At 65.3% G+C, this 22,626-nt stretch carries 23 protein-coding genes and 1 riboswitch; of the genes, 11 read left to right on the top strand and 12 right to left on the bottom strand.

The annotated features are described in order from the left end of the window. The first annotated feature begins 24 nt into the window (after positions 1-24). Together L0U84_RS05500 and L0U84_RS05495 are read left to right on the top strand one after the other, a co-directional pair. The gene (locus L0U84_RS05500) at positions 25-849 is read left to right on the top strand and encodes a phosphodiesterase (RefSeq protein WP_233848357.1); all 825 of its coding nucleotides are present in this window, start codon (positions 25-27) and stop codon (positions 847-849) included. A 233-nt stretch (positions 850-1,082) separates the two neighbouring features. Next, the gene (locus L0U84_RS05495; RefSeq protein WP_233848356.1) at positions 1,083-2,288 is read left to right on the top strand and encodes an MFS transporter; all 1,206 of its coding nucleotides are present in this window, start codon (positions 1,083-1,085) and stop codon (positions 2,286-2,288) included. Positions 2,289-2,296: 8 nt separating this feature from the next. On the opposite strand, the gene L0U84_RS05490 is transcribed toward L0U84_RS05495, so the two are convergent. The 5 genes from L0U84_RS05490 to L0U84_RS05470 all read right to left on the bottom strand — a co-directional run bounded on the left by L0U84_RS05490 (position 2,297) and on the right by L0U84_RS05470 (position 4,669). Beyond that, entirely contained in the window at positions 2,297-2,728 is a 432-nt protein-coding gene (locus L0U84_RS05490) for a response regulator (protein WP_233848355.1), read from the bottom strand. 20 nt (positions 2,729-2,748) lie between these two features. Continuing rightward, entirely contained in the window at positions 2,749-3,381 is a 633-nt protein-coding gene (locus L0U84_RS05485; RefSeq protein ID WP_013089872.1) for a response regulator, read from the bottom strand. Positions 3,382-3,544: 163 nt separating this feature from the next. Then, complete coding sequence (locus L0U84_RS05480) at positions 3,545-4,090, bottom strand: ferritin-like domain-containing protein (protein WP_129961304.1); 546 nt, start codon at positions 4,088-4,090, stop codon at positions 3,545-3,547. Positions 4,091-4,227: 137 nt separating this feature from the next. Next, the gene (locus tag L0U84_RS05475; protein WP_129961305.1) at positions 4,228-4,389 is read right to left on the bottom strand and encodes a DUF1328 domain-containing protein; all 162 of its coding nucleotides are present in this window, start codon (positions 4,387-4,389) and stop codon (positions 4,228-4,230) included. A 103-nt stretch (positions 4,390-4,492) separates the two neighbouring features. Continuing rightward, positions 4,493-4,669 carry a DUF1328 family protein gene (locus L0U84_RS05470; RefSeq protein ID WP_129961306.1) on the bottom strand — a complete coding sequence of 59 codons (177 nt, stop codon included), beginning with the start codon at positions 4,667-4,669 and terminating at the stop codon, positions 4,493-4,495. 197 nt (positions 4,670-4,866) lie between these two features. On the opposite strand from L0U84_RS05470, the gene L0U84_RS05465 reads away from it, so the two are divergent. Both L0U84_RS05465 and L0U84_RS05460 read left to right on the top strand, forming a co-directional pair. Beyond that, positions 4,867-6,351 carry a sensor histidine kinase gene (locus L0U84_RS05465; protein WP_233848354.1) on the top strand — a complete coding sequence of 495 codons (1,485 nt, stop codon included), beginning with the start codon at positions 4,867-4,869 and terminating at the stop codon, positions 6,349-6,351. A gap of 218 nt (positions 6,352-6,569) precedes the next feature. After that, complete coding sequence (locus L0U84_RS05460; RefSeq protein WP_233848353.1) at positions 6,570-6,707, top strand: entericidin A/B family lipoprotein; 138 nt, start codon at positions 6,570-6,572, stop codon at positions 6,705-6,707. Between the two features lie 255 nt (positions 6,708-6,962). Here the strand turns inward: L0U84_RS05460 and L0U84_RS05455 are convergent, their stop codons facing one another. Next, entirely contained in the window at positions 6,963-7,760 is a 798-nt protein-coding gene (locus L0U84_RS05455; RefSeq protein WP_233848351.1) for a DUF4397 domain-containing protein, read from the bottom strand. A gap of 308 nt (positions 7,761-8,068) precedes the next feature. Here L0U84_RS05455 and L0U84_RS05450 point away from each other — a divergent pair, with 308 nt between their 5' ends. Continuing rightward, a complete protein-coding gene (locus tag L0U84_RS05450; RefSeq protein WP_233848350.1) occupies positions 8,069-10,111 on the top strand; it encodes an NADPH-dependent 2,4-dienoyl-CoA reductase in 2,043 nt (680 codons plus the stop codon). Positions 10,112-10,147: 36 nt separating this feature from the next. On the opposite strand, the gene L0U84_RS05445 is transcribed toward L0U84_RS05450, so the two are convergent. The 6 genes from L0U84_RS05445 to L0U84_RS05420 form a co-directional block, all read right to left on the bottom strand. Beyond that, positions 10,148-11,080: an EamA family transporter gene (locus L0U84_RS05445; protein WP_233848349.1), complete on the bottom strand. Its 933-nt coding sequence runs from the start codon at positions 11,078-11,080 to the stop codon at positions 10,148-10,150. A gap of 439 nt (positions 11,081-11,519) precedes the next feature. Next, the gene (locus L0U84_RS05440; protein ID WP_233848347.1) at positions 11,520-11,768 is read right to left on the bottom strand and encodes a pentapeptide MXKDX repeat protein; all 249 of its coding nucleotides are present in this window, start codon (positions 11,766-11,768) and stop codon (positions 11,520-11,522) included. 93 nt (positions 11,769-11,861) lie between these two features. Further along, on the bottom strand, positions 11,862-12,665 hold the full coding sequence (locus tag L0U84_RS05435; protein ID WP_233848345.1) for a molybdopterin-dependent oxidoreductase: 804 nt from the start codon (positions 12,663-12,665) through the stop codon (positions 11,862-11,864). Between the two features lie 75 nt (positions 12,666-12,740). Further along, on the bottom strand, positions 12,741-13,385 hold the full coding sequence (locus L0U84_RS05430) for a cytochrome b/b6 domain-containing protein (protein ID WP_233848344.1): 645 nt from the start codon (positions 13,383-13,385) through the stop codon (positions 12,741-12,743). Between the two features lie 48 nt (positions 13,386-13,433). After that, entirely contained in the window at positions 13,434-14,291 is an 858-nt protein-coding gene (locus L0U84_RS05425) for a DUF1223 domain-containing protein (protein WP_233848342.1), read from the bottom strand. A gap of 112 nt (positions 14,292-14,403) precedes the next feature. Beyond that, positions 14,404-14,862 carry a hypothetical protein gene (locus tag L0U84_RS05420; RefSeq protein WP_233848338.1) on the bottom strand — a complete coding sequence of 153 codons (459 nt, stop codon included), beginning with the start codon at positions 14,860-14,862 and terminating at the stop codon, positions 14,404-14,406. A 602-nt stretch (positions 14,863-15,464) separates the two neighbouring features. Between L0U84_RS05420 and L0U84_RS05415 the strand changes: the two genes are divergently transcribed. The 6 genes from L0U84_RS05415 (at position 15,465) to L0U84_RS05390 (ending at position 22,344) form a co-directional block, all read left to right on the top strand. Beyond that, the gene (locus L0U84_RS05415; protein ID WP_233851947.1) at positions 15,465-15,866 is read left to right on the top strand and encodes a GreA/GreB family elongation factor; all 402 of its coding nucleotides are present in this window, start codon (positions 15,465-15,467) and stop codon (positions 15,864-15,866) included. A 141-nt stretch (positions 15,867-16,007) separates the two neighbouring features. Then, a riboswitch (TPP riboswitch) is annotated at positions 16,008-16,125 on the top strand. Between the two features lie 89 nt (positions 16,126-16,214). Continuing rightward, the gene (thiC, locus tag L0U84_RS05410) at positions 16,215-18,146 is read left to right on the top strand and encodes a phosphomethylpyrimidine synthase ThiC (RefSeq protein ID WP_233848337.1); all 1,932 of its coding nucleotides are present in this window, start codon (positions 16,215-16,217) and stop codon (positions 18,144-18,146) included. Between the two features lie 144 nt (positions 18,147-18,290). Next, positions 18,291-18,515 (top strand): glycine zipper 2TM domain-containing protein, encoded by a 225-nt coding sequence (locus L0U84_RS05405; RefSeq protein WP_233848336.1) that lies wholly within the window; start codon positions 18,291-18,293, stop codon positions 18,513-18,515. 269 nt (positions 18,516-18,784) lie between these two features. Beyond that, positions 18,785-19,228, top strand: a complete 444-nt coding sequence (locus L0U84_RS05400) for a hypothetical protein (RefSeq protein WP_233848335.1) — start codon at positions 18,785-18,787, stop codon at positions 19,226-19,228. Positions 19,229-19,525: 297 nt separating this feature from the next. After that, positions 19,526-21,124, top strand: a complete 1,599-nt coding sequence (locus tag L0U84_RS05395; RefSeq protein WP_233848333.1) for an L-lactate permease — start codon at positions 19,526-19,528, stop codon at positions 21,122-21,124. A 293-nt stretch (positions 21,125-21,417) separates the two neighbouring features. Then, the gene (locus L0U84_RS05390; protein ID WP_233848331.1) at positions 21,418-22,344 is read left to right on the top strand and encodes a DMT family transporter; all 927 of its coding nucleotides are present in this window, start codon (positions 21,418-21,420) and stop codon (positions 22,342-22,344) included. Positions 22,345-22,626 lie beyond the last annotated feature (282 nt).

Genomic DNA, 22,626 nt, shown 5'->3' with positions numbered 1-22,626 from the left:
GAAGAAACCCGAAGGACCTCTGTCATGCTGCTGGCTCAAATTAGCGACCTGCATATCAAGCAACCCGGCGCACTCGCGTATCGCCGCGTCGATACCGCCGCCTATCTCGCGCGCTGCGTCGACGCGCTCAACGCGCTCACGCCGCGCCCCGACGCGGTGCTGATGACCGGCGACCTCGTCGATCAGGGCGACCCGCAGCAGTACGCTCATCTGAAGACACTGCTCGCGCCGCTCGCGATCCCCTACTTCCTGATGGTCGGCAATCACGACGAACGCAACGCGTTGCGCGCGGCGTTTGCCGAGCGCGACGAATTGCAGAGTGGCGGAGAGTTCGTGCAATACGCGGTCGATGTCGGCCCGCTGCGCGTGATCGCGCTCGATTCGCTGGTGCCCGGTTCGAGCGCAGGCATGCTGTGCAGCACGCGGCTCGCGTGGCTCGCGCGGCAACTCGATGCCGCGCGCGGCAAGCCGGTCGTGGTCGCGTTGCATCATCCGCCCTTCGTTTGCGGCATCGGACATATGGACGAGATCCGCCTCGACCAGACGGCATCGGACCAGCTCGCGGCGCTGATCGCCCAGCATCCCAACGTCGAGCGCGTGCTTTGCGGGCACGTGCATCGGTCGATGTTCGTGCGCTTCGGCGGCACGATCGCGAGCGCGATTCCGGCGCCCGCGCACCAGGTGGCGCTCGATTTTCGCGAGGACGGACCGTCGGCGTTCGTGATGGAGCCGCCCGCGTACGCGCTGCATTACTACGATCCGGCAACGGGCATCGTCACGCATCATGCGTATGTCGAACCGGCCGACGGCCCCTATCCGTTCTACGACGCTGGCGCGTTGATCGACTGATCTGATCGACCGAACCGGTCGCCATACTTCGCCACAGTCTGCTACCGTATGCGCCGACGAGCCTCGCGCTCCGGCGCGGCGAGCGGCAAGCCACCATTGCCGGCTCGCGTCTGCGCTAGCGCTCGCGCGGGCCGCTGCCGGCCGTCGCGGCCGTCAGCAGGAACCCCGCCGCTCCGGTATGATCGGCACGCTTGAGGACCGCGCATGGGCCGGTCCGTCAATCCGCCTCCGTCATGTCCACTTCCGACGCCTCCACTTCCGCTTCCGCTTCCTCCGCCCGGTCGTTGCGCGGCCTGTTGCTGCTGCTCGCGACGATCGCCGGTATCTCGGTCGCGAACATCTATTTCAACCAGCCGCTGCTCGACAACTTCCGCCAGTCGTTTCCGGACAGCGCGTCATGGGTCGGCACGGTGCCGGCCGTCACGCAACTCGGCTACGCGGCCGGCATGCTGCTGCTCGCGCCGCTCGGCGACCGCTTCGACCGCCGCCTGTTGATCCTGCTGCAGATCGCCGGCATGTGCGTCGCGCTCGTCATCGCGGCGTCGGCGCCAACGCTCGCGGTGCTGATCGTTGCGAGTCTCGCGATCGGCGTGCTCGCGACGATCGCGCAACAGGCCGTGCCGTTCGCGGCCGAACTCGCGCCGCCGTCCGAGCGCGGCCACGCGGTCGGCACCGTGATGAGCGGCCTGCTGCTCGGCATCCTGCTCGCGCGGACCGCGTCGGGCATCGTCGCCCAGTACTTCGGCTGGCGCGCGGTGTTCGGCGCATCGGTCGTCGCGCTGCTCGCGCTCGCGGCCGTCATCATTGTGCGTCTGCCGAAGAGCCAGCCGACCTCGACGCTGCCGTACGGCAAGCTGCTCGTGTCGATGTGGCATCTGGTGAGCGAGCATCGCGCGCTGCGCGAGGCATCGCTAACGGGTGCGGCGTTGTTCGGGGCGTTCAGCATTTTCTGGTCGGTACTCGCGCTGCTGCTCGCGGGCGCGCCGTTTCATCTCGGGCCGCAAGCAGCGGGCCTGTTCGGTATCGTCGGCGCCGCCGGCGCGCTGGCCGCGCCGCTCGCCGGCAAGTTCGCCGACCGGCGTGGGCCGCGCGCGATCATCACCGTGTCGCTCGTGCTGGTCGTGATCGCGTTCGTGATTTTCGGCGCGTCGGCGAAGAGCATCGCGGGACTCGTGGTCGGCGTGATCATTCTGGATGTCGGCGTGCAGGCCGCGCAGATTTCGAATCAGTCGCGCATTTACGCGTTGAAGCCCGAAGCGCGCAGCCGCGTGAATACCGTGTACATGGTCGCGTATTTCATCGGGGGGGCACTGGGTTCCGGCGTCGGTGCGATCGTATGGCCGGTGTTCGGCTGGATCGGCGTCACTATCGCGGGCATCGTGTTCGCCGGGCTCGGTGCGTGGAATCATTTGCGCCTGCCGGCGCGGGCTGGGCATTGAGCGAGCGTTCAAACGCCGCCGCCCCGCCCCGACGCATACTCATGCAGCGCATCGAGCACGCGGTCGAACTCGAACGATTTGTCGTAAAAGTGCCGCACGCCATACTGCTCGCAGCGCGAGCGATACGCGGGCAAAGCGTGATTGGTCAGCACCGCCGCGAACATCGAATCGATCAGCCCCTCGCGCTGCAGATACGCGAGCACCGGCACGCCCGAGCCCTGCTTCAACTGCAGGTCGACGATCACCGCGTCGAACGCTTCGTCGCCGAGCAGCGCGATCGCCTGATCGGCGGAATCGGCATAAGCGGCCACCCGCAGCAGGCCCGACGCGTCGATCGCCTCGACGAGGCTGCGGCGAATCAGCGGCGAATCCTCGATCAGCAGCACGCGCAACGGCGCGCGGCTGGCTGATTCGGTAGCAGGATTCGGTTCGCTGTTCATCGGGATGTCTCGATCGTCCGTCATTCGATCAGGCCATTCTTGATCGCGTAATACGTGAGGTCCGCGTTGTTCGCGAGACGCATCTTCTCGAGCACCCGCGCGCGATACGTGCTCACCGTCTTGACCGACAGATGCAGCTCTTCGGCGATCTCGGTCGGCAACTGGCCGGCCGCGAGCTTGCAGAAGATCTGGAATTCGCGCTCCGACAGCGCTTCATGCGGACGCCCGGCGGCGGGCTTGTCGAGATTGTCGGCGAGCGTATCGGCGACCGCCTCCGACAGATAGCGATGCCCGCGTGCGACCGAGCGGATCGCGCGCACGATTTCCTCCGGCTCGCAGTCCTTGTTCAGATAGCCGTTCGCGCCCGCGCGCAGCAGATTGATCGCGTACTGGCTCTCGGGATAGCCCGACAAAATCAGCACGCCCTGCTCGGGACGCACCTGCTTGATCACCCGCAACGTATCGATGCCGTTCTTGTCCGGCATCGCGATGTCGAGCAGCACGACGTCGAAAGCCTGCTCGCGCACGAGGCCGATCGCTTCCTCGCCGGTGGCGGCCTCGGCGGCGACGCACATGTCCGGCTCGTCGGCGACGAACTGTCTGAAACCACCTCGTACGATCGCATGATCGTCAGCTATCAGCACTCGAATCATCGGTTGGGTGTCCGTGCAAAGGGAATCGCTTCGAAGCCGACATTGTAGTGACCCGGGGCCGCGGCTGAACGCGCAATGCGAAGGCGGCTTCGCACCGCAGCCGCCGGCATTGCCGAGTTCACTCGCGCCCGGTCCTTCGGCGCTTCCCTGTCACTCTCGCGCGTTACTCACGGCCCGTGAGCAGGTCCGCCATATCGTCGGCATGCTCTTCCTCGACCGCGAGAATTTCCTCGAACAGCCGGCGCGTGGTCACGTCCTTCTCGCCGAGATAGCGGACGATCTCGCGATACGTGTCGATCGCAATGCGCTCCGCGACCAGGTTCTCGCGAATCATGTCGGTCAGATCGGTGCCTTCCTTGTACTCCGAATGCGCGCGCGTCTTCAGGCCGTCCGGCGCGAAGTCCGGTTCGCCGCCAAGCTGCACGATGCGCTCGGCGATGCGATCGGCGTGTTCCTGCTCCTCGGTGGCGTGCTGGGCGAACTCCGCCGCGACCGCTTCGGAATTGATGCCCTTCGCCATGAAGTGGTGGCGCTTGTAGCGCAGCGTGCAGACGATCTCGGTGGCGAGCGCGTCGTTGAGCAGTTTGAGCACCGTGTCGCGATTCGCTGCGTAGGTCTGCGTTACAGGACCGTCTGACATATGCTTGCGCGCGTCCTCGCGGATCTTCTTGATGTCCATCACGAACGTGTCGCCAGATTGCTTCGTCATCGAACTTCTCCTTTATCCGGTATTGGGGGAATCGCGCATCGGCGCGAATCGCGCCTGATGCGCCGAGGTTGGAACAACGTATACGTATTGCGCACTTCGCTGCCTACCTCGTGTTGCGTTCATCCAGGCTCGCCCGGCTACGCTCGGAACACGCCGAGCAGCAACGTGACCACGAACACGACGAGGAAGATGTAGAACAGGATCTTCGCGATTTCGGCCGCGCCGGCCGCGATGCCCGTGAAGCCGAACACGGCCGCGATGATCGCAATCACGAAGAAAACGATCGCATAGTGAAGCATGGCATTTCTCCCTTTTGTTGGCCCTTGAATCGACTACGAGCGACTACAAGCAAACCGCTCGCCCGCTATGAAGGCGCGGCTTGCCGCTGTTGCGACGGCCGCGCTAATCGATCATTTTCTTCGTCACGACGAAACCCAGCACGAGGAACACCACGCACAGCACGACGAAGACGAAGAACAGGAACTTCGCGATCGCCGCCGCGCCGGCCGCGATGCCGGTAAAGCCGAGAAGACCCGCGATCACCGCGACGACCGCGAAGAACAGTGCCCACTTCAACATGATGGCTTCCTCCCGAAACATTGAATGAACGATCGAGTCCATCCTATCGAGGCGCGGCGCCGCGCGCATTCCGACGCTCGCCGTTTTTCGTGTGAGAATCCGCTTACATTGGATTACGACGACGTTACGCGCGCGGCTTCGCGCGATGCTGGAGTCGATGCCTGAATCTGAGTCGATGCCCCTTTCTGGAGCCGAAAGTGTCGAATCTGCAGAACCCGCCGGAACAACCGGGGGCGCGCGCCACGGCGCGGCTCGCCGACTGGATGCGCAATCGCAGTTGGGCGATCGCGATGACGGTGGCGATCGTGATCACGGTGGGCGGCCTCGTGATTCTGGAGACCGCGCGGCAGCGCATCACCGCCGAGTACGAAACCGCACTCGAAGCGCGCGACGTCACCGTGCGACTGAGCGCGCTCGCGAGCGATCTGTCGCGCCTCACCGCGCAACAAAACCAGTTTCTTCTGACGAAGGACGACGCGACCGCCCACGCGTTCTGCGCGAGCGCCGCGCGCATCCGCGATACCACGCGGCAGTTGGACCACTTCTATCGCGGCGGCCGCGCGGACAGCGCGGAGCTCGCGAGCTTCACGCAGATTCTCGCGCTGATCGACGCGCGCATCGGCGCGGGCGCCGCCGCGATGCAGCATGCGGCGCCGCACCCGCTCGATCTCGGCGCATGCGGGCCCGCGAGCGACGTCAACCCGGCGGACGCGTCGTTGATCGACAGCACGCTCACGCTGCTGCGCGACAACGAGGAGCGTCGCGCGCAGCATGCGCTGGCCGCGAGCCGCGCCGATCAGCGGCTGTCGACGCTGTGCGCGGCGGGTCTGTCGGCGCTGAATATCGTGCTGTTCATTCTGCTGTTTCGCAATCTCGGCATCCAGATCGACCGGCAGGCGCGCGCGCAGCGTCAGTTGATCACGCAGCAGGAGGAACTCGACCAGTTGGTGGGCGAGCGCACGCGCCAGCTCGAAGCGCTTGGCTGGCACCTGCAGGCGGTCAGCGAAAACGAAAAAACCCAGCTCGCGCGCGAGTTGCACGACGAACTCGGCGCGATTTTGACCGCATGCCGGATGGACGTCGCGTGGGCGCGCCGCAAGCTGAAGGACAGCGAGCCGGACATCGCCGACAAGCTGCAGCGCGCGCTCGCCAATCTCGACCAGGGCATCGCGTTGAAGCGGCGCATCATCGAGGACATGCGGCCGACCGTGCTCGCCAATTTCGGGCTCGTCACCGCGCTGCGCACGCTCGCCGACGAAGCCGCGCAGCGCAACAACTGGACGCTCGAGCTGCACCTGCCGGCCGACGACATCCAGCTCGACGAGCAGACCGAGATCGCGCTGTTTCGGGTCGCGCAGGAGTCGCTGACGAACGCCGCGAAGTACGCGCGGGCCTCGAAGGTCGGCATCGCGTTGCGGGTCGGCGACGGCGAGGTCGCGTTGCATATCGCGGACAACGGCGTCGGCATCATGCCCGCCGACATGACGCGCACACATACGCACGGCCTGCTCGGCATGCGCCAGCGCGTGGCCGCGCATGGCGGGCGCTTCGATATTCGCCGTGGCGCGCAAAGCGGCACCGACATCGACGTCGTGATGCCGAGCGCGAGCACCGCGACGCCTTCGGTCGATCTGCCGCCGGCGTCGGCCACGCCGTCCACTCCATCGCAAAGCCCCGTCTGACAGGGACTCGCCGCAGCGCCGCAAAGCCGTTGTAGGAGTGCGCCGACGCAAACACCGGAGCACGCCTACAACAAAATCGCGGCACGGCCGACAGCGCCGCCCCCACCCTTTTTTTACCATGCAATCAGGCCGGTTCGAAACCGGATCGAGACCTCATCGACTGGCATGGCCCCGGTCGGACGACATCACCCGATGCATTCTCGACAAGGAGAACTTTCATGACTCGACTGATCGCTTTGCTCGTGCTGGCTGGAACCGCCATGCTCGTCACCGGTTGCAACACGATGGCGGGCGCCGGCGAGGATATTTCGAAGGGCGGCAACGCCATCACGAATTCGGCGGAAAAGGCTAAATAAGCCGACACATGGCAGTTGGACTTGCAGTGCCCGTCGCGGGATGCCGCGGCGGGCTCTTTTTCGTGAGGGTTCGCTCGCTGGCTTTCGACGCGCTGCGTTTTCGGAACGCGATAGAACAGAACGGCGACCCACTGTCGTGGATCGCCGTGCCGTCCTCCCTTCCCGATCCTCCGGAGTCCCTGGTTGTTTGGCTAGCGCTTGCGGATCGTCACTGCTCGCGCTGCGCGAGGCTCATCCGGCGATCGGCGGCCCAGGTCATTGTCCGGTCAGCGTATTCGACAGTTCCACGCTCGGCGTGCCCGTGTTGCCGTTCTGCGCGATCAGCAGATGAATTTGCCCAGGAACCAGCTGGCTCAACGTACCCCCGATCGGCACCGACGTGATCAGCCAGTCGGCGTTGTTCGCGAGCGAGAACGAGTTCGACTGGAAGATCGGCGTCTTGCTGCCGGCCACGGTCGCGATCAGCACGTACTGGCCGCCGGACACGTAGATCGAATCCTGGCCGCTCGCCGGCACCGCGTTTTTGAACGACACGCCTGCAAGCGTCGGCGATACGCTCGTGATGCTGGTGGAGGTGGCCTGCACGAGGTAGAGGTCGAGGTCCGTCGCGTTCGCCGACGCATTGAAGCCGCGCACGCGCGCGTCATTGGTCAGCAGGCCCTTGTCGAACGGATCGTCGATCAGGCCGATGTCGGGCGCGGACAGACCCGGCAACGCGAGCACCGTGTACACGTGGCCCTTCGCGACATCGGGGAAGTTGCCGCTCGCGAGCGCGCTCTTCGTGCCGGTCGCCGCGTATGCGACGGTCGTCGAGCCCGTGTTGATATTGGTGAGATTGGTCACGCCTTTATACGAGACGTTGGTCTGCCCCGACGGCGCGCTGCCGTTGACGAGGAAGTCGACCGCGGGGCCGCCCGGAATCGCGTGAATGAAGTGGATCTCGGGATTGGTCAACCCGAGTTCCTTGCCGGCATCGCTGCCACCACTGCCGCCGCATGCGCTCAGTACCGCCGCGGCCGCAACGACCGCTGCCATCGTTCGGATCATTTTCATTGTGTTCACCTGTCTCGATGTCGGGCTTGACGCTCATCGCCCATTGAAACGTGGACGAGCGCGGCATACCTCGCGCTCGTCCCCCTCCCGTCCGTGCCGCACGGCGCGCCGGTTTTGCCGTGGGCGCGTCCATGTCGATGGACGCTCGCAATCAGCAATGGCTGTGCCGTGGCCCTAAAAATTGGCGTGAGACGACTGACCAATGTCTTGCTGATCAATGTTTGCGGAGATTTAGAATTTTTCTTCGGCGCTGCGGCCGGGACCGCGGTGTATCGTTCGTGCGGCCTCCCCACTTACACGGTCCCTGCATGTCTTACCAACACTTACTCGCCGAACTCGACCTGGGCTTCACACGTCTGCGCAATCGTGTCGTGATGGGTTCGATGCACACGGGCATGGAAGACCGCTTCTGGCATTACCCGCAACTGGCCGCGTATTTTCGCGAGCGCGCGAAAGGCGGCGTCGGCCTGATCATCACTGGCGGCATTTCGCCGAATCGTCAGGGCTGGCTGCTGCCGTTCGGCGGCACGCTGAACTCGGTGTTCGATCTGCGCAATCACCGGCTCGTGACCGAGGCCGTGCATGCGGAAGGCGGCAAGATCGCGCTGCAGATCCTGCATGCGGGACGTTACGGCTATCAACCGTTCGTGGTGTCGGCATCGGCGTTGAAGTCGCCGATCTCGAAGTTCAAGCCGCGCGCGCTGACGCTCGCCGGCATCGAGCGAACCGTGCGCGACTACGCGCGTTGCGCGCGGCTCGCGCAACGCGCAGGCTACGACGGCGTCGAGATCATGGGCAGCGAAGGCTATCTGCTGAACCAGTTCCTGTGCCCACGCACGAACCACCGCGCCGATCGGTACGGCGGCAGCCTCGAAAATCGCATGCGGCTCGCGTGCGAAATCGTCGAGCGGGTGCGTGCCGAATGCGGCGAGCGCTTCATCGTCGTGTACCGGCTGTCGCTGATCGATCTGGTCGAGGGCGGCAATACGTGGGAAGAAACCGTGCAGGTCGCGCAGGCGCTCGAAGCGGCCGGCGTGACGATCTTCAACACCGGCATCGGCTGGCACGAGGCACGCGTGCCGACCATCGTGACCTCGGTGCCGCGCGCGGCGTTCGCATCGCTGAGCGGGCGTCTGAAGGCCTCGGTCAACGTGCCGGTGATCGCATCGAACCGCATCAACACGCCCGAGGTGGCCGATGCGCTGATCGCCGACGGCACGGCGGATCTCGTGTCGATGGCGCGGCCGCTGCTCGCCGATCCCGACTTCGTGCTGAAGACCGCTGCGGACCGCGCGGACGAAATCAACACCTGCATCGCGTGCAATCAGGCCTGCCTCGATCACACGTTTAAGAACCAGCGCGCGAGCTGTCTCGTCAATCCGCGCGCGGGACGCGAAACCGAGCTCGTCTACCATCCGCTCGCGAGCGCGCAAGCCGTGCGCTCGATCGCGGTGGTCGGCGCCGGGCCGGCCGGCTTGTCGGCCGCGACAGTGGCGGCCTCGCGCGGGCATCGCGTAACGCTGTTCGAGGCGAGCGACAGGCTCGGCGGCCAGTTCAATCTGGCGATGCGCGTGCCGGGCAAGGAAGAGTTCAGCGAGACGATCCGCTATTTCCGCAGCCAGTTGCAGCGCCATCGCGTCGACGTGCGGCTCGGTACGCGCGTCGATGCGGCGCTGCTGGCGGCCGCCGCCTACGACGACGTGATCGTCGCGACCGGCATCGTGCCGCGGCGTCCGGCGATTGCCGGCATCGACGGGCCCAACGTGCTGTCGTATGTCGACGTGCTGCGCGGCGCGCCGGTCGGCGCGCGCGTCGCGGTGATCGGCGCGGGCGGCATCGGCTTCGACGTCAGCGAGTTTCTGCTGCATCGCGCGGGCGAGCCGCTGCCGGTGCCGCGCGATACCTGGCTCGACGAATGGGGCGTCGACCTCGCGGTGCGCGAACGCGGCGGCCTGAAGCCGCCTGCTCCCGCGCAACCGGTACGGCAGATCTGGCTATTGCAACGCAAGGCCGGCAGGCTCGGCGCGGGGCTCGGCAAGACGTCGGGCTGGGTGCATCGCGCGGCGCTCGCGAGGAATGACGTGCAGATGCTCGGCGGCATCGAGTATCGGGAGATCAGCGCGCGCGGTCTGAGGATCGCGCGAGACGGTGCCGACCAATGGCTCGACGTCGATACGATCGTCGTGTGCGCGGGGCAGGAGTCGTTGCGCGAGCTGTTGCCGTCGGCGGTCGATGGCAGCCACGGCAGCGGCGCTCCGCGCTTTCATGTGATCGGCGGCGCGAAGCTCGCGACCGAACTCGATGCGAAACGCGCGATCCGCGAGGGCGCGGAACTGGCGGCAAGGCTTTGACGGCGGGCACGCGGTTCGACGGGAACCGCGTCGCTATCAGGCGCTGCCCTTCTTGCGGTAATCGAACCAGAACGACAAGCCGACGCTGATCAGAATCACGACCGTCGCGATCACCGTCGAGCGCGTGACCGGCTCGCCGAGCAATAGCGCTCCCAGCACGACCGCGACCACCGGATTCACGTACATGCAGCTGCTCGCGATGATCGGGCTCGTATGGCGGATCAGAAAACCGTACGCGACATACGCGGCCATCGAGCCGATCAGCATCAGATACAGAAACGCGACGACCGGCAGAAAATGCAGCTCGAGCATCCGCTCGCCCGAGGCCAACGCGACCAGCGTCGACATCGCGCCGCCGAGGCAGATCTGTAGCGAGGTCGACAGAAACAGGTCCGACGGCAGCTTCAGCACCCCCGCCAGATGCGCGCCGCCGGCCCAGAACAGCGCGGCGCACAGGATCGCGAGGCTACCGCCCGCCGAGCCCGGCGTGCTGTCGCCGTGACTCAGAATCACGATGCCGGCGAACCCGAGCCCGACCGCGAACCATTCGCCGCGGCCGATCTTGCGCCCGGCGATGGCCGCGATCACGGTCGCGAACAGCGGCACGGTCGCGACCATCACGGCCGCGGTGCCGGTGCCGACCGTGCGCATGCCGTACGCGAGCATGCCGCTCGACAGACCCACCAGCATCGTGCCGACGAGGCCCGCGTTGCGGATTTCGGCGAGGCTCGGCCAGATCGGCTTACGTCGCGCGGCGAGCACGAATAGACCAATGCCGGCGAACAGGTTGCGCAAGCCTGACATCAGCAGCGGCGGAAACGAGCCGAGCGCGACGTGCACGCCGAGATACGTCGAGCCCCACACCAGATAAACGACGGCCAGCGCGAGCGCTATCTGCCCGTTGCGCGACTGCGGCAGACGCAGCGGCCAGCCACGCGGAGAAAAAGCGGAAGAGCGTTGCAGCGACATGCGTTCAGCCCGCCGTCGCCACTCGACCCGCGCGCTGCGCTCGATGCCCGCGAGGTGCCGAGCCTGCGTCGATGCTTTTCGGGCGGGATGGCGGGCACCGCATCGGCGATGCGGTCTGGGGGGCGAGGCTGGCGGACATGTCGGCGGAACGGTAAGACGATGGGCGGCGCAGAAAGCGCCAGAAACGGCTGTGGCGGCGGAATCGGTCAAAACGACACGATGCCGGAAGGCCGCTATGCGCGGCGGCTACGCTGGTGAAAGCCGCCGCGCGCACCGCATTATGCAGTAAGCGCCGAGTGCGCCGCGCGACAGAATCGTAACTTTTCGGCGTTCCTGCAACAGAAAAGCCGGGGACGCATCCCCGGCTTGCATTCGACCCGGAATCCCGCCGATGCGCCGCCGCGCATCGGCAGGATCGCTAAGCACCGTGGCCGTTGACTCAGTTGCCCATCGCGCCCGACGCCTCGTGCTTCATGCCCATCGCATCGCCGCCCTTTTTCGTCGAATCGTGTTTCATCGCGTCCTTTTTCATGCCGTCCTTCGACATGCTGTCTTTGGACATCGAATCTTTCGACATCGCGTCCTTCGACATCGCATCGTTGCCCATCGCGCCGCTCGCCTGCGCGAACGCCGTGCCTGCGCCCGCCAGCATCAGCAACGCGATCGTGGTGATTGCAATCTTCTTCATTGGATGACTCCGTTGGTGGTGAATCAATCGAAACCGGCTCGAGCCGGCGTGCTTCCGAAGCCGCTGCCGCAAGCGAGCGTGCGCCCGCATGCGTCAGGAGCCTCCGAACCAGTTGTAGCCCTGGTCGACCCAATAGCCGCCGGGATACGTGTTGGTGACGAATATCTCGACGATGTGCTTCGGATTCTTGTAGCCGAGCTTGGTCGGCATGCGCAGCTTCATCGGATAGCCGTATTTCGCGGGCAGCCGCTCGCCGTCGTAGGAAAACGTCAGCAGCGTTTGCGGATGCAAGGCGGTCGGCATGTCGATGCTTTCGTAGTAGTCGTCCGCGCATTTGAAGCCGACGTACTTCGCCGTCGTATCCGCGCCGACACGCCGCAAGAAATCGGCGAACGGCGTGCCGCCCCAGCGGCCGATCGCGCTCCAGCCTTCGACGCAGATATGCCGTGTGATCTGCTCGGCGTGCGGCAGCGCATACAGCTCGGGCAGCGTCCACACGCGCTGGCCGGTCACGAGGCCGCTCAGTTTCAGCTGGTAATCGGAGCCGTCGACGTGCGGCACGTCGTCGATGCCGTAGTACGCGTTGAACGGAAACGGCCGCGTGATCTGCGCTTCGGTGTAGGTCGGCGCGAGCTGCTTCGGATCGAACAGCGCGGCCTGCGCGCGATCGTTCAGCCGGGATACGGCGCTCAGGAAATGGTTCACTGAAGCGTCGTCGGTCAGCGAGCAGCCGGTCAGCATCGACAGGCCGCCGAGCGTCAATAGCTGCTTGCCGAACAGGCGCCGCGACGGCATCGCCAGTTCGCGCTTCGCATCGATCAGGATCGATGCGCGGTCGAGCGTGTGGCTAACGCGCGGCGCGGATTGGTCCGCTGGTTTGTCTGTCGGCTTGTTCATGATTCGGTATCCGTAAGGAATTCGCGTGGCGCCTGGTTGCGCGAGAGCTTGAGCATCAGCGTGGGCAGTTGCGCATCAACGTCCGCGCAGCATCGCGAGCAGCGAGCGCGGCACGAGTGCGACCATCGCCAGATGCACGGCCAGAAACGCGGCCAGTAGCGACATCGCGCTGAAGTGCACGACGCGCGCGTTGTCGTAGCCGCCCATCAGTTCGCGCAGCAGCGGAAACTGCACCGACTTCCAGATCGCGAGCCCCGACAGCACGAGCACGATCAGATCGGCGATCGCGAACAGGTAGGCGAATTTCTGCACCGCGTTGTAGACGCGCAGATCATCGTGCGACAGCTTCCCGCGCAACGCGGCGATGAAATCGCGCAACACCGCGCGCGGCGTCAACGGCAGGAACTTGCGCACGAAACGCCCGCTCGCGAGATTCAGCGCGATATACACGAGGCCGTTGAACACCAGCAGCCACATCGCCGCGAAGTGCCATTGCAGCGCGCCGCCGAGCCAGCCGCCCAGCGTGATCGCGGTCGGAAAGCTGAACGCCGGAAAGATCGGCGACGCGTCGTAGATGCGCCAGCCCGACAGCATCATCACGATCGCGGCGAGCGCGTTCAGCCAATGCGTGATGCGCAGCCACAGCGGATGAATCACGCCGCGCTTCGGTGCGGCGGGCGCGGCGGGCGCGTTGGGGCGCAAGGTATGGGGTGTGGCCATGGGGCTCTCCTCGAACGACGGTAGAGAATGCGGCGCGCGCGATGCCGGTCAACGGCACGCGGGAAGATCGGTCGCTTGCAGCACGTCGCCGCTCGCGTCGCTTTCGACGAACGCGACCACGCCGAAGCGCTCGGCGGCGGCGCCCGGATCGGCTTTCGCATCGCCCGTCGCATCGCGGACGTCGACCTCCTGATGAATCCGCGCGTGACCGGCGACGAGTGGCACGGGCCCGAACCACGCGCGCACGACGCGCTCGTGATGCAGCGTCGCGCCGCGGTTCTCGCCCGCGCCGACCTGCGACGTCAGCGCGTTTTCATAGACCGCGAGATAGGCGCTCAACGGACCCGTGGCGGCTGCCGCACTGCTGAACTGCGCATCGACATCGAACGCGCCAGGGGTATGCGGGCTCAGCGCGAGCGCGACGCTCGCCTGCGCGGGTTCGGCGACGAGCTCGTCGATGCGGCGCTCGAAACTGTCGCGTTGCGACCAGTCGCGCAGCTCGCGGCCCGCGACGAACACTTCCGGCGTATAGATCGTGTGCGCGCCCCCGAGACGCGTCAGAGTCTGCTGACGTTCGGTGAAGCGATGCTGGGAAAAGCGGTCGGTCCAACCGAGGCTGTTCCAGTAGTCGACGTGCAGCGCGAGCGGCACGATGCCGTGCGCGGCGCCGTCGCTTTTCCATTGACCGAGCCAGCGGTCGGCGGGCGGGCAGCTGTCGCACCCCTCGCTGCTGTACAGCTCGACGAGCGCGACCCGGTGCGCGGGGCTGTGCGTGGCGCACGAGGGCCCGGCCGCGTCGGCCGCGGCAATGCCAGAGCCGCTCAGCAGAAGAAGCGCGAGGCCGGCGGCGGCTGGCGAAAAAAACGTAAAGCGCTGAAGTATCGAGCGATTGTGCGCGGTCGACATGACGTGCTCCGATCGTAATCTGCACGTTTGTCGACCCGCGCGGCCGGTTATGACAAGCCTGTTTTAATTTTTTTTCCGGCGTGGGGTGAACCAGTCCAGGCTCGCCCGCGATTTAGTCGTAACTGACCACCACCGTCACGCGCGTGTCCCTATCGGTACGCTTCGCGTCCAGCGACAGCACGCCGCCCGTGCGATCGACGACGTAGTGGCCGTCACGGGCCCGCGTGACGCGCCCGGTCCCATCGACGAAGCGCGCCGCCACCAGATCGGGCGACTGCGTGCCGCCGTTCACTTCGAGCGCGACATCGGCCCCGCCGACGACGCCCGGCGGCGCGCTGAACGTCACCGTGCGCGAGAAGCGCTGAGCCGCCCCGCTCGCGCTATCGACAGCGACGCCAGTGGGCGCCATCGCCGTGCTGATCTGCATCGGCGGCGCGACGATCATCCCTACGAACCGGATCACCCCGCCCGTCACCGCCGGCGCCGCCGGCGCCGCCAGCGGCGCGGCGAGCAATGCCGCCACCGCGACCGTGCGACCGAAGGTTCGCCACCGCCTTGTTTCCGCTTTCATGTGCACCTCTTAGTCGATCGGCGCGAGTCGCCCCGCGCCACTCACGCGCCACTCACGCGCCATCCCGCGCAGCGCTTCGCTGGAGTGCGGCCTTCGCTGCACTTTCTTTAACGGCAATCTTCCGACTGGCTTGAACGTAAGGCGGATCAGGTCGTCTTCATCTGGCATCGCACAAAAGCGGCTTATCGGCGCGGCGCGACGTCGCCAGCGAAGGTGCGCGACGCAGCGTGCTACCATGAAACTTTGTCTCGCTGCTGCCGCGCGGCCTCAAGTTCTGTCGCGCGACACCTTCCGTTCGGTCTGCTGCCAACCTCTGGTCGTTTTGCCCGTGACTTCTTTGCGTCGTCCGACTTTCCGTGCTCTCGCCCGTTTGCGCCTGTGGCGCGCAAGCGGCGGCGCGCGTGCGAGTGTCGCGCGGCAAAGCGCCGGGGAGACGTCCCGAACGCTCCCGCTTCACGCCGCCCGGCGCCCTCGCTGACGCAGCCCGCCATACCTGGGCCGCGTCGCCGGGCTCCGGGCTTTCCCATTCGTTCATCCGCCGGCCACCCCGCTTGGGTCGTCGCACGCGGCCTTCCTGCAACGTTTATCCGGAGTCCTTGATGATGAAGAAGATCAACACCTGCTATCTGACCGAACTCGACGTGACCCGCCTCGAGAAACACGCGGCCACCGACGCGAAGCTGCAGCACATGCTCGACGACGTGCTCGAACGCGCGGTGATCGTCGACTCGCACGACGTCCCCGCCGACGTCGTCACGATGAACTCGCAAGCGACGCTGATCGACACAGCGAACGGCGAGCAGATGACGTGGACCGTCGTCTATCCGCCTAACGCCGATTTCGCGCACGGGCGCCTGAACGTGTTCTCGCCGGCCGGCCTCGCGCTACTCGGCGCGCGCCGCGGCGAGAGCATCCGCTTCACGCCACCGAGCGGCGATCACAAAGTGCTGAAGCTCGACAAAATCCTGTATCAGCCCGAAGCCGCCGACGATTTTTTGCTGTAAGCCGGCTGTTCCCTGGCTGTAAGTTGCCCTGTCTGATGCGATCTCGAATCAAGCATAGGAGATGTCTGGTTTCATCTGGACCAATTTTCTGAGTCGTTCGGACAGGTTGCCAAACCGCGGGCGGGCGGTGTATCGTGTGCGCTGCTAACGCGGGGGTCCTGCGTAGCGCGGAGCTGGAGGTCCGCGTTGCGTGGGTGAGAAATACCCTTTGAACCTGATCTGGATAATGCCAGCGCAGGGAAGCGTACGGAATTCGCACCCAGCCTCAACCGCCTCACTTCTCCGCGATTTCCGACCACTTCCATCTCGGTCTCCTGCTTAGCCGCCCCACTTTGTACGGAGACTTACATGAACGCCAATCCGAAGTTTATTTCCGCCGAAGCCCACGTGGACGAGGCGGCCGTCGCGCCGTTGCCGAATTCGCGCAAGGTCTACGTGACCGGCTCGCGCGCCGATATCCGCGTGCCGATGCGCGAAATCTCGCAGGCCGACACGCCCGACAGCTTCGGCGGCGAAAAGAATCCGCCGATCTACGTGTACGACACGTCGGGCCCCTACTCCGACCCGGACGCGAAGATCGACATCCGCGCGGGTCTGCCTGCGCTGCGCGAGGCGTGGATCGAAGAGCGCGGCGACACCGAGCCGCTGACCGGTCTGTCGAGCAGCTTCAGCCGCGAGCGCGCCGCCGATCCCGCCACCGCGCAGCTGCGCTTTCCGGGCCTGCATCGCACGCCGCGCCGCGCGGTCGCCGGCAAGAACGTCTCGCAGATGCACTATGCAAAGCAAGGCATCATCACGCCGGAAATGGAATACATCGCGATTCGCGAAAACCAGCGTCGCGCCGAGTATCTGGAAACGCTGAAGGCGAGCGGCCCGAACGGCACGAAGCTCGCCGCGATGATGGGCCGCCAGCATCCCGGCCAGGCATTCGGCGCGAGCGCGTTCGGTCCGAACGGCCTGACCGAAATCACCGCTGAGTTCGTGCGCGAGGAAATCGCGCGCGGCCGCGCGATCATCCCGAACAACATCAATCACCCGGAAAGCGAGCCGATGATCATCGGCCGCAACTTCCTCGTGAAGGTCAATGCGAACATCGGCAACTCGGCGGTGACCTCGTCGATCGGCGAGGAAGTCGACAAGATGACGTGGGCGATCCGCTGGGGCGGCGACACGGTGATGGATCTGTCGACCGGCAAGCACATTCATGAAACCCGCGAATGGATCATCCGCAACAGCCCGGTGCCGATCGGCACGGTGCCGATCTATCAGGCGCTCGAAAAGGTCAACGGCAAGGCCGAAGACCTGACGTGGGAAATCTTCCGCGACACGCTGATCGAGCAGGCTGAACAGGGCGTCGACTACTTCACGATCCACGCGGGCGTGCGTCTGCAATACGTGCCGCTCACGGCGAACCGGATGACCGGCATCGTGTCGCGCGGCGGCTCGATCATGGCGAAGTGGTGCCTCGCGCATCATAAGGAAAGCTTCCTGTACGAGCATTTCGAAGAGATCTGCGAAATCATGAAGGCCTACGACGTGGCCTTCTCGCTCGGCGACGGCCTGCGTCCCGGCTCGATCTACGACGCCAACGACGAAGCGCAACTGGGCGAGCTGAAGACGCTCGGCGAGCTCACGCAAATCGCGTGGAAGCACGACGTGCAGGTGATGATCGAAGGTCCGGGCCACGTGCCGATGCAACTGATCAAGGAGAACATGGACCTGCAGCTCGACTGGTGCGACGAAGCGCCGTTCTACACGCTCGGGCCGCTGACCACCGACATCGCGCCGGGCTACGATCACATCACGTCGGGCATCGGCGCGGCGATGATCGGCTGGTTCGGCACCGCGATGCTGTGCTACGTGACGCCGAAGGAACACCTCGGCCTGCCGAACAAGGACGACGTGAAGACCGGCATCATCACGTACAAGCTCGCCGCGCATGCGGCGGACCTCGCGAAGGGTCATCCGGGCGCGCAGGTACGCGACAACGCGCTGTCGAAGGCACGCTTCGAATTCCGCTGGGAAGATCAGTTCAATCTCGGTCTCGACCCGGACAAGGCGCGCGAATTCCACGACGAAACGCTGCCGAAGGATTCGGCCAAGGTCGCGCATTTCTGCTCGATGTGCGGCCCGCACTTCTGCTCGATGAAGATCACCCAGGACGTGCGCGAATTCGCCGCGCAACAAGGCGTCAGCGATAACGAAGCGCTGCAGAAGGGCATGGAAGTGAAGTCGATCGAGTTCATGAAGCAAGGCGCGGAGATTTATCAGCGGCAATAAACGGCTTGCGCGATTCGCGCGAAGCTCGCATCGCAGTATCGAAGCCCGCCGGCATGGCGGGCTTTTTTTTCGTTTCGTCGAGCAGGCACGCTGCGTGCTGAGGGTTGGAAACAATCGTTTCCAACAACGAACGGAGGCAGCATCATGAAATCGATCCGTCAATTCAGTGCCCGTCTGGGCACGGTCGCAGTCGCCATTTCGCTCGCCGCGGGTCTCGCGGCATGCGACGGCATGTCCCCACGCACACGCGATACTGCGATCGGCGCCGGCGTCGGCGGCGCGGCCGGCGCGGCGATCGGCGGCAGCGCGTTGTCGACGCTGGGCGGCGCTGCGGTAGGCGGCGTCATCGGCAACCAGGTCGGCAAGTGAGCGTTGCGTCCGATGCGTTGCGTCCGATGCGTTGCGTCCGATGCGTTGCGTCCGATGAACGCCTAAGCATTCAGACAGGATAACGAACGATATTTTCCGACCACGATCCTGGGCGAGGGGCGCGCATGCCGCGCCTTGGCGTCGACCAAGCGCGTGGAAACAGACTGAAATATGCGGTTGCGGTTTTGCCACAACGCTGCCGCGGCAAGAGCGTAAGCTCCTCATCATGATGTCGCGCGAAGCGGCATCGCTTCATCGAGGAGAGCGTTATGGAGTCCCGCGTCGTCAGCCATCTTCGCGCGGTGCGCCTGTCGACGCCCCGCGATTCGTCCCGCTTTTCCGCGATTTCCGCGCTCGCTTCGAGTCTGCTTTTAGCAGGCTGCTATTACCCCGCCGGCTACTATCCCACAGGCTATTACCCGGCTTACTACTCGACCGCGCCCGCGACCACGGCGGACCAATCCGCGCCGGCGACCGATCCACAGCAGCAGCCTCAAGCCCAGGCGCAAATGCAGGTCGCGCCGCAGAACGTGCCGCCCGGGTATGTAGCTGCCGCTCCCGTCTATGCGGCGCCGCCGGTTTATCCGGCCTACTATCCGCCACCGGCTTATCCTTACCCCGCTTATTACGGCTATCCCGCCTACTACGGACCGTCGATCGCGATCGGCATCGGCGGCTATTGGGGTGGCCATTGGGGCGGCCACTGGCATTGACCCGCCCTCTCCCGTCGTGAAGCGCGCTCGCGCCGGCACTTCGGCTACCGGCGCGCGCGTATCTTCATTAGTCGTTTTTCCTGCGCCTATCGGCCGCCACCGCGCAAACTGCGCCCGTACTTTCCCGGCTTGACGCGCCAATATGGCGCTCTATCCTTGGAAGGCTTCATGCAGTACGCGCTTAAATCAGGCGACGCCGCTTCGTCGAGACCACTTGCGAGCGTCCGCCGTGTCATAGCGACGCGCCGTCACGCGCATTCCCCCCGCGTCGAATTACACAACAACGAAGGAGACGTGATGTTTCACCAACTACTCACTCCGGTCGGCAATTCGCTTTTTCCGTCGTTCATCGTCGCCGCGCTGCCGATCATCGCCGTGCTCGCGCTGCTCGGCTGGGCGCGCAGGCCCGCGTGGCAAGCGTCGCTCGCGGGACTGATCATCGGTTTGATCGTGGCGATTTTCGTCTGGCAGTTTCCGGTCGGGCTCGCGTTCAACTCGGTCGCGGCCGGCGCCGTGTTCGCGTGCTGGCCGGTCATGTGGATCGTGTTCACCGCGATCCTGCTGTACAACATCGCGCAGCGCTCGGGGCGTTTCGCGGCCTTCCGCCTGTGGATGATCGACAACCTGCCGAACGACCGGCGCATCGTGCTCGTCGTGGTCGGCTTTTCGTTCGGTGCGCTGCTCGAGGGCATCTCCGGATTCGGCACGCCGGTCGCGATCACGAGTTCGCTGCTGATCATGCTCGGCTTTCCGACGCTCGAAGCGCTGACCTTCACGCTGATCTTCAACACCGCACCGGTCGCGTTCGGTGCGCTTGGCGTGCCGATCACAGTGCTCGGCGCGGTCACCCATCTGCCGTCTGACATGCTCGCGAAAATGGTCGGGCGGCAATTGCCTTTATTCGCGGTCATGCTGCCCTTCTATGTGATCGGCGTGTACGCGGGCTTTCGCAACATGCTGCGGATCTGGCCGGTGCTGCTGGTGTCGGGTGCGAGCTTCGCGCTGACCCAGTTCGTCGTCTCGAACTTCGTGAACTACAGCCTGACCGACGTGCTGTCTTCGCTGGTTTCGCTGATCCTCACCGTCGCGTTCCTGCGCGTCTGGAAGCCCGCCGTCGATCCGAAATTCGCGGTCAACGTCGACCGCATCAACGAGGTGCGCGGCAAGATCGGCGGCGTGCAGGGCTGGTACCCGTGGATCATCGTGTCGGTCGTCGTGATCATCTGGACCATCGCAAAGGTCTTCACGATCGGCGACGTCAAGGTGCCGTGGCCGGGTCTCGACAAGGCCGTGTTCATCACGCTGTACAACACGCCTTACGGCGCGATCTGGGACTTCCAGCCGCTCGCGACCGGCACCGCGATCCTCGTCGCGGCGCTCATCACCGCGTTCGTCGTGCGGCTCTCCCCGGCTGAATTTGGCAAGGCGATCGGCGATACGTGGGTGCAGACGCGCATCGCGATTCTGACCGTGGCGACGATCGTCGGCCTCGCATATCTGATGAACTACTCGGGGCTCACCTATACGCTCGGTCTCGGCGTTGCATCGGTCGGGCCGCTGTTTCCGCTCGTGTCGGCGTTCCTCGGCTGGGTCGCGGTGTTCCTGTCGGGCAGCGATACGTCGGGCAATGCGCTGTTCGGCAATCTGCAGGTGGTCGCGGCCAACCAGCTCAATCTGAATCCGGTGCTGATGGCGGCGACCAACTCGTCGGGCGGTGTGATGGGCAAGATGATCTCGCCGCAGAATATTTCGACCGGCGTCGCGACCACCGAGTTGAAGGGCAAGGAAGGCGTCGTGTTCGCCAAGACCTTCAAGCATTCGATTCTGCTGACGGTGCTGCTCGGCTTGCTCGTCTGGGCGCAGCAGAACTTCCTGCAGTGGATGATTCCGCATTGAGGTCGTGCCGCTAGCGGCGTAATGCAATTCACATCGTTTGGTACGGGCGCCCGCTTACGGCGGGCGCCTTTTACGATCCCATCCCCACCATCGTCCCGACGAGTCGCAATTTTTCTCACATAACCGTGAGAATTGCTCGTTTGGCACGCGCCACCCGCAACACTTACGATCGACATCACCGGACGCGGCCGTCTCCCGGATCTTGCCGTTTCATTCCGCACTGAAACGATTCGCGCGATCGCACTGCTACGATGTGCTGGCGTCCCGACTCAACCGCGCCCGGCGCCATTCCAATGAAAGCCAGAAACCTGTTGCAACTGCTGATTCTCGCCGCCCTGTGGGGCGCGTCGTTCCTGTTCATTCGCGTCGGCGTGACCGACTTCGGCGTCGCGCCGCTGATGGCGCTGCGTGTCGGCATCGGCGCCCTCTTTCTCGCGATCGTGCTGATCGCGCGACGACCCCTGCAACAATCCGCCACCGTGTTGCGCACGCGCGCGCTGCCGCTGCTCGTGGTCGGCATCCTCAACTCGGGGGCACCGTTCTGCCTGTTCGCGTATGCCGAGCTGACGTTGTCGGCGGGCGTCACGTCGGTGATCAATGCGTGCGCGCCGCTGTGGGGCGCATTGGTCGGCTTCGTGTGGCTGGGCGACCGGCTCAGCGGGCTGCGCACGCTCGGTCTCGTGGTCGGCTTTCTCGGCGTGCTGATGCTCGTGTGGGATCAGATCGCGTCGCCGGCCGGCTCGGCCACCTCGCCGCTGACCGTCGCGCTCGCGGCCGGCGCGGCGCTCGGCGCCACGCTGCTCTATGGCATCGCCGCCAACTACACGAAGCGTCACCTGACCGGCGTCGACGCGCTGACCGTCGCGACCGGCACGATGATCGGCGCGACGATCGTGCTGCTGCCGCTCGCGGTGATCTACTGGCCCGCCGCGCCGATCTCGCTGCGCGCGTGGAGCGCGGTGATCGCGCTCGGCGTCGCCTGTACCGGCGTCGCGTACATGCTGTTTTTCCATCTGATCGCGGTCGCCGGGCCGACGCGAGCGATCACCGTGACCTTCGTGATTCCGATCTTCGGCATCCTGTGGGGCGCGTTGTTTCTCGGCGAGACGGTGTCGCCCGGCATGCTCGAAGGCTGCGCGGTGATCCTGGTCGGTACCGCGCTGGCGACCGGCGTGGTCAAGCGCTTGCCGTGGATCGGGACGCGGCGCGCGGATACCTGAGTGCACGGAAACAGTTCGCAGCCGCGCGCGGTCGCGGCTCGCCGATCCGGCGTGTAGCTGGCAAACCGCAAACATGAAAAAACGGCTCGCGCTTCGTGGAGTGCTGGCTAGAAACCGTCGACCTGCGAGGCTAGGCGACGGGCCACCGAGGCCGCGCGCAACGCGCTGGAGTGCGGATCGAGGAAACGTGGGAAGAATGACGTCCCCGGGATAACGTCGCGTCACTCTGGCTCAGATGGGCACACCTCGCGCGTCGAAATGCCTGGTCGAAAAAAAACCGCC

This window comes from Paraburkholderia sp. HD33-4 (assembly GCF_021390635.1).
In the GTDB taxonomy this organism is placed as follows: Bacteria; Pseudomonadota; Gammaproteobacteria; order Burkholderiales; family Burkholderiaceae; genus Paraburkholderia.
This window is presented reverse-complemented; position numbering and strand designations above follow the sequence as displayed.

Excerpts from the sequence above, each read along its gene's own strand:
- L0U84_RS05500 (WP_233848357.1), top strand. The coding sequence starts at position 25 with ATGCTGCTGGCTCAAATTAGCGACCTGCATATCAAGCAACCCGGCGCA.
- L0U84_RS05495 (WP_233848356.1), top strand. The coding sequence starts at position 1,083 with ATGTCCACTTCCGACGCCTCCACTTCCGCTTCCGCTTCCTCCGCCCGG.
- L0U84_RS05490 (WP_233848355.1), bottom strand. The coding sequence starts at position 2,728 with ATGAACAGCGAACCGAATCCTGCTACCGAATCAGCCAGCCGCGCGCCG.
- L0U84_RS05485 (WP_013089872.1), bottom strand. The coding sequence starts at position 3,381 with ATGATTCGAGTGCTGATAGCTGACGATCATGCGATCGTACGAGGTGGT.
- L0U84_RS05480 (WP_129961304.1), bottom strand. The coding sequence starts at position 4,090 with ATGACGAAGCAATCTGGCGACACGTTCGTGATGGACATCAAGAAGATC.
- L0U84_RS05475 (WP_129961305.1), bottom strand. The coding sequence starts at position 4,389 with ATGCTTCACTATGCGATCGTTTTCTTCGTGATTGCGATCATCGCGGCC.
- L0U84_RS05470 (WP_129961306.1), bottom strand. The coding sequence starts at position 4,669 with ATGTTGAAGTGGGCACTGTTCTTCGCGGTCGTCGCGGTGATCGCGGGT.
- L0U84_RS05460 (WP_233848353.1), top strand. The coding sequence starts at position 6,570 with ATGACTCGACTGATCGCTTTGCTCGTGCTGGCTGGAACCGCCATGCTC.
- L0U84_RS05455 (WP_233848351.1), bottom strand. The coding sequence starts at position 7,760 with ATGAAAATGATCCGAACGATGGCAGCGGTCGTTGCGGCCGCGGCGGTA.
- L0U84_RS05450 (WP_233848350.1), top strand. The coding sequence starts at position 8,069 with ATGTCTTACCAACACTTACTCGCCGAACTCGACCTGGGCTTCACACGT.
- L0U84_RS05445 (WP_233848349.1), bottom strand. The coding sequence starts at position 11,080 with ATGTCGCTGCAACGCTCTTCCGCTTTTTCTCCGCGTGGCTGGCCGCTG.
- L0U84_RS05440 (WP_233848347.1), bottom strand. The coding sequence starts at position 11,768 with ATGAAGAAGATTGCAATCACCACGATCGCGTTGCTGATGCTGGCGGGC.
- L0U84_RS05435 (WP_233848345.1), bottom strand. The coding sequence starts at position 12,665 with ATGAACAAGCCGACAGACAAACCAGCGGACCAATCCGCGCCGCGCGTT.
- L0U84_RS05430 (WP_233848344.1), bottom strand. The coding sequence starts at position 13,385 with ATGGCCACACCCCATACCTTGCGCCCCAACGCGCCCGCCGCGCCCGCC.
- L0U84_RS05425 (WP_233848342.1), bottom strand. The coding sequence starts at position 14,291 with ATGTCGACCGCGCACAATCGCTCGATACTTCAGCGCTTTACGTTTTTT.
- L0U84_RS05420 (WP_233848338.1), bottom strand. The coding sequence starts at position 14,862 with ATGAAAGCGGAAACAAGGCGGTGGCGAACCTTCGGTCGCACGGTCGCG.
- L0U84_RS05415 (WP_233851947.1), top strand. The coding sequence starts at position 15,465 with ATGAAGAAGATCAACACCTGCTATCTGACCGAACTCGACGTGACCCGC.
- thiC (WP_233848337.1), top strand. The coding sequence starts at position 16,215 with ATGAACGCCAATCCGAAGTTTATTTCCGCCGAAGCCCACGTGGACGAG.
- L0U84_RS05405 (WP_233848336.1), top strand. The coding sequence starts at position 18,291 with ATGAAATCGATCCGTCAATTCAGTGCCCGTCTGGGCACGGTCGCAGTC.
- L0U84_RS05400 (WP_233848335.1), top strand. The coding sequence starts at position 18,785 with ATGGAGTCCCGCGTCGTCAGCCATCTTCGCGCGGTGCGCCTGTCGACG.
- L0U84_RS05395 (WP_233848333.1), top strand. The coding sequence starts at position 19,526 with ATGTTTCACCAACTACTCACTCCGGTCGGCAATTCGCTTTTTCCGTCG.
- L0U84_RS05390 (WP_233848331.1), top strand. The coding sequence starts at position 21,418 with ATGAAAGCCAGAAACCTGTTGCAACTGCTGATTCTCGCCGCCCTGTGG.